Origin of the sequence: Bartonella sp. AA1HLJMS, assembly GCF_042197445.1 — a bacterium.
Taxonomy (GTDB): Bacteria; Pseudomonadota; Alphaproteobacteria; order Rhizobiales; family Rhizobiaceae; genus Bartonella.
Genome location: NZ_JBHIRW010000074.1, coordinates 1 through 3,856 on the forward strand (window position 1 = coordinate 1; position 3,856 = coordinate 3,856).

Annotated in this window: 2 protein-coding genes and 1 pseudogene; all 3 read right to left on the minus strand. The window is 45.1% G+C overall.

The window, feature by feature from the left end:
• Nucleotides 1-725 (minus strand): annotated as a pseudogene (locus tag ACFIQE_RS08915) (phage tail protein); the annotation flags it as partial.
• 178 nt (nucleotides 726-903) lie between these two features.
• The gene (locus tag ACFIQE_RS08920; protein ID WP_375707569.1) at nucleotides 904-2,286 is read right to left on the minus strand and encodes a Bgr_08870 family protein; all 1,383 of its coding nucleotides are present in this window, start codon (nucleotides 2,284-2,286) and stop codon (nucleotides 904-906) included.
• Between the two features lie 13 nt (nucleotides 2,287-2,299).
• The coding region (locus ACFIQE_RS08925) for a DUF4815 domain-containing protein (RefSeq protein ID WP_375707570.1) at nucleotides 2,300-3,856 on the minus strand (1,557 nt) is incomplete at its 5' end.

Below are 3,856 nucleotides of genomic sequence, written 5' to 3' on the forward strand. Positions count from 1 at the left end.
GGGCGTGCTGTCCCTAAAATGCCATGCACATCTTGGTTGGAAGGAGACCAAAAAACACCGCCCCTTTGCTTGTCCCGCTTGATAAACATGGCTGCTGCAAAAGGACTTGCCGGTTTTATACTCACACCTCCATCAGAATTTGCCACCCGTACAAAGGGATCAATCAAATAACAAAAGCGTGAGGAAAAATCTGCACGATAGGCAAGGCTTTCTTGCGTGTTTTTACCCCCCGTATCAAAAACCGCAATCGCTTGTAGCTTTTCTGCAACCTGTTCTAAAGCGTCTGCCACAGGGTTTTTGCCATTGTCAATCCGCCCTGCACTATAAGCCGGTGCTAAGAGAATTCCAGGTTCCACACCCAAATGCCCTCTAGCATGCGCTAAAGCATGCACACCGGTCAAGTGAGTATTGGATCCCACCATTTCGGTTTGTGTCTCAGCAATGGTTGATTTTTCTTCTACCCGCACAAGGATAATTTGTGCCTCAATCCCCTGTGCGCACACAGCATTAATAACATCAAGAGCTGTGCCTCTTGTTCCAAGCTTTTGGATTTTTTCTGTCTCATGGGTGAAGACCAACACAGGCTCATTAAGGGGAAAAACTTGGTTGTCAGCATCAGGGGCTGTAACAACCGCCCCAATGGCGGTCTGATCAAATGTTGCTAAAGGACGGGAATCCTCACCAGCCTCTACAATGCGTATCCCATGATTAAATTCTGTTGCCATCTTGCTCTCCAAATCAATGAAGAGACTATAACAACCATCATCATGCTCCATAAGACTGACACTGTCAGTCAAAAAGCTCTTTAAAGGGCTTTGAAAGAGCAATAAAAGGACTTAAAAACATATAAGCCTGCTCATACAAAAGCTATCCATTTGACTTGCGCTATTTTTGGTTTTGTATTTAATCTTTCCATAATCTTATGAGGACAGCGCCATCAGCTCCAGCGCCGCTTGGAGAGGAATCTCCATGAGAGCCAGCACCACCACCACCAAAACCACGCCCTGCTTTTCCCGAACTATAGGAACCTTTGCCGACTCCTCCAGAGCCACCACGTGATGTATCACCTCCAGCATCGCCTCCATTACCGCTTGTTTTACTCGTAATTCCATTCGTTCCAGCATAACCATTTCCGCCTTTGGCAATTCCTGGATGTTCATCCGTTGCTAAACCAAAGTTTCCACCTGTTCCTCCAGCACCGCCATCGCCTGAATAGTAGGTAGTCGTACCACCACCAAATCCCGTGTGAGATTGATAGGCAGAAGCACCCCCACCACCATGTCCTCCTGTCGCCGTAATAAAATTCTTTCCAACAGCTGTTGTTCCTCCAGAATTTCCTGTCGCACTGCGTGATGCAACAGAAGCGCCTCCTTTACCAATGATGATATCCTGGTGACCGTTTAAACTGGCTTTATAGCCATACCAGACTGAACAACCGCCACCGCCGCCACCTCCTCCTAATCTTGGCGTATCCGCTCCGCCACCACTACCGCCACCGCCCCATGCTTGGATCTCAACTTTAGTTTTATCCGTTACCCAATCAGGCCATTGAATTTTCCCATCCTGTGTATAGAGCAATTCAGCATCAGCAAGCGCAGACCAATTAATGAGTTTATCAACTAAGCCTTGTTTAATTTTTTTAATTTCTTGCTTGAGAATATCTATGTCTGATTTCGTATAAACAAGATCTCCATCGACCCTCAAAGGTCCTTTCAAGGTGCTTCCGTTAGTGTTTAAATTGGTAACCACTTCACCATTATGGATAAGGTTAAACGACGAATTACCCAACAGTTCTAAGCCACCACTCATAGTGACTTTGCTGGTAAATTTATTATAATTTTGCCATTCATTTGGGCTGGCTAAGCGACCATAGCTTGTGAGATCTTCATTGATCTTGGCTCTAAAATCATCAAGCCCCACGATATCTTCGGTTTTATGTTGATGTGCGCCTAACAGTGAGACAGCACTCCCAAAGGTGAAGTTATTGTTGCTTGATTTATAGAGAACATAATTGTTGGCAGCATCGTGTGCACCCTCGATATCGCTTAAATCAGCAAATGAGAAAGTTTTATCCGCTGCCATTTTGCCATTGAGAGCGCTTTCTAGATTTGTGATTTCGCTTATGGTATGCGTGTGTTTTGAAGGCGCTTTTTCGTCTACCTTGTCCTCAACATCGGCTATTGCCTGATCAATTTTTGTCAAGTTTTCGCGCAAGATTGGGAATTCAGAACTGATAAAACGCCCCTCTTTAGGCAATTCCATGTCGAGTTTTTTGGTTTTTGTCATCTCTGTTCTCCCATCACAATATGCCAGCGCCAAAATCACACACCATGGACCGCGCTGCTGGTCCACCGGTAAGGGTCAATTTCAAACGTGCTTGTTTGGCTGTTTTATCGCTGCTCACAAATTTGCGCTCTGTCCAAAGGGGCTCGGATAACTGCTCTGTTTCCTCTAATGTGAGAGGGGTGAAAGCACCATCATCCAGTTGCATCTCGAGTGTAAAGGTTGCACCGCCCGGTAAAAAGGTTTTGATATAACTGGTCAACCTTGCCTTTTCTCCAAAGGTAAAAGCACGGGTGACATAAGTGGCCGTTTTATGGATCTTGCCTGCAATCAATTGAACAGGAGCAAACAAAACAGGTGAGAGCTTCTCTGTCCCTTTGAGAATAGCGCGAAGCTTTACCTTTTCACTGATATATTCGGTAAGGCTTAGCAATTGAAAGGGAAGCAGTTGATAAATTGTGCCATTGTTTCGTTCAATTTCAAAGATGACAGAACAATCGCTTGAAGGCAATTCAATGGCTGCGCGTATTTGTAAATCAGAGCAGTCCACAAGATCAAAAGTGCCAAGATCAATGGTTTTTTCTGTTTGTGTGTAGCGTGCCGCCAGCACTCGAAAGGCTAAAGCCTCATCTTGATGAGCAGTCCAGCTCCTAGCATTGACAGAAGAAAAGCGTGGACCGGTCACGTAAGGGTGACTTGAGACAAATCTTTGGTGTTCTGCATCAAAATCTCCAAGCTTTGCTAGTGAAACGGCATGATCAGCATCATCGGTTTTAATGACAAAAGCAGTGAGACGGTCATTAGGGACTAACAAAGGGACATCATAGCGTGCCTCTGCCCAACCTAGCTTTGCGCCCTTCATAGAATAAAAGCTTTGTGCTTGAATATCGGCGGTCGGATAACCGTTTTCTGTAGTGACCAAATCAATCACCAGATCATGGTTCTGATTGCCGATTTTGCAAAGATGAAAGTCAATTCCAGTGATTTGCCGTGTTTCATCGGGGGTAAAGACTTGCGCTTGTGGGTCAAATTGCGTCCAGATCTTCACTGTTGTGGTGCGCCGCATCACTTTCACATCAATCACGCCTTGACCTGTAAAAAGCCCCGTTGCAATGGTTCCACCTTTTCCCCTTGCCACAACGTTTTTTGTGCCAGCCGTAATATTTTGTGGAATCGTGAAAGCGCCCTCAAGGGTGCCCTTGCTATCGGCAATAAGGAGACTCTTTGGTAAAACATTCACACCATCAAAGGTAAGACTTTCCAAGATTTCGCTACTGCCAAAACCTTCAATTTTAAAGTGAAGGGTAATTTGTCTTAAAAAGTCGATTTGTTCTTGGTGTGTGTTGATGAAATTATCGCTTACTTCTGTTCTACGTATGGTACTGCCGCGATGTTTTCCCATAATGATTTGATTGGTGATACCCGAGAGCCAATCGGTGCGTTGTTCATGCCAAAAGTCTGTTGCGGGTTCAAGGGTTACTGTACCAGGCAGGGGTGCAAAATTTTGATAAGGATTGATTTTTTCGCAAGCCGTTGTCAACTCTTGCGCAATGATCACTTCATTTGTCCAGTC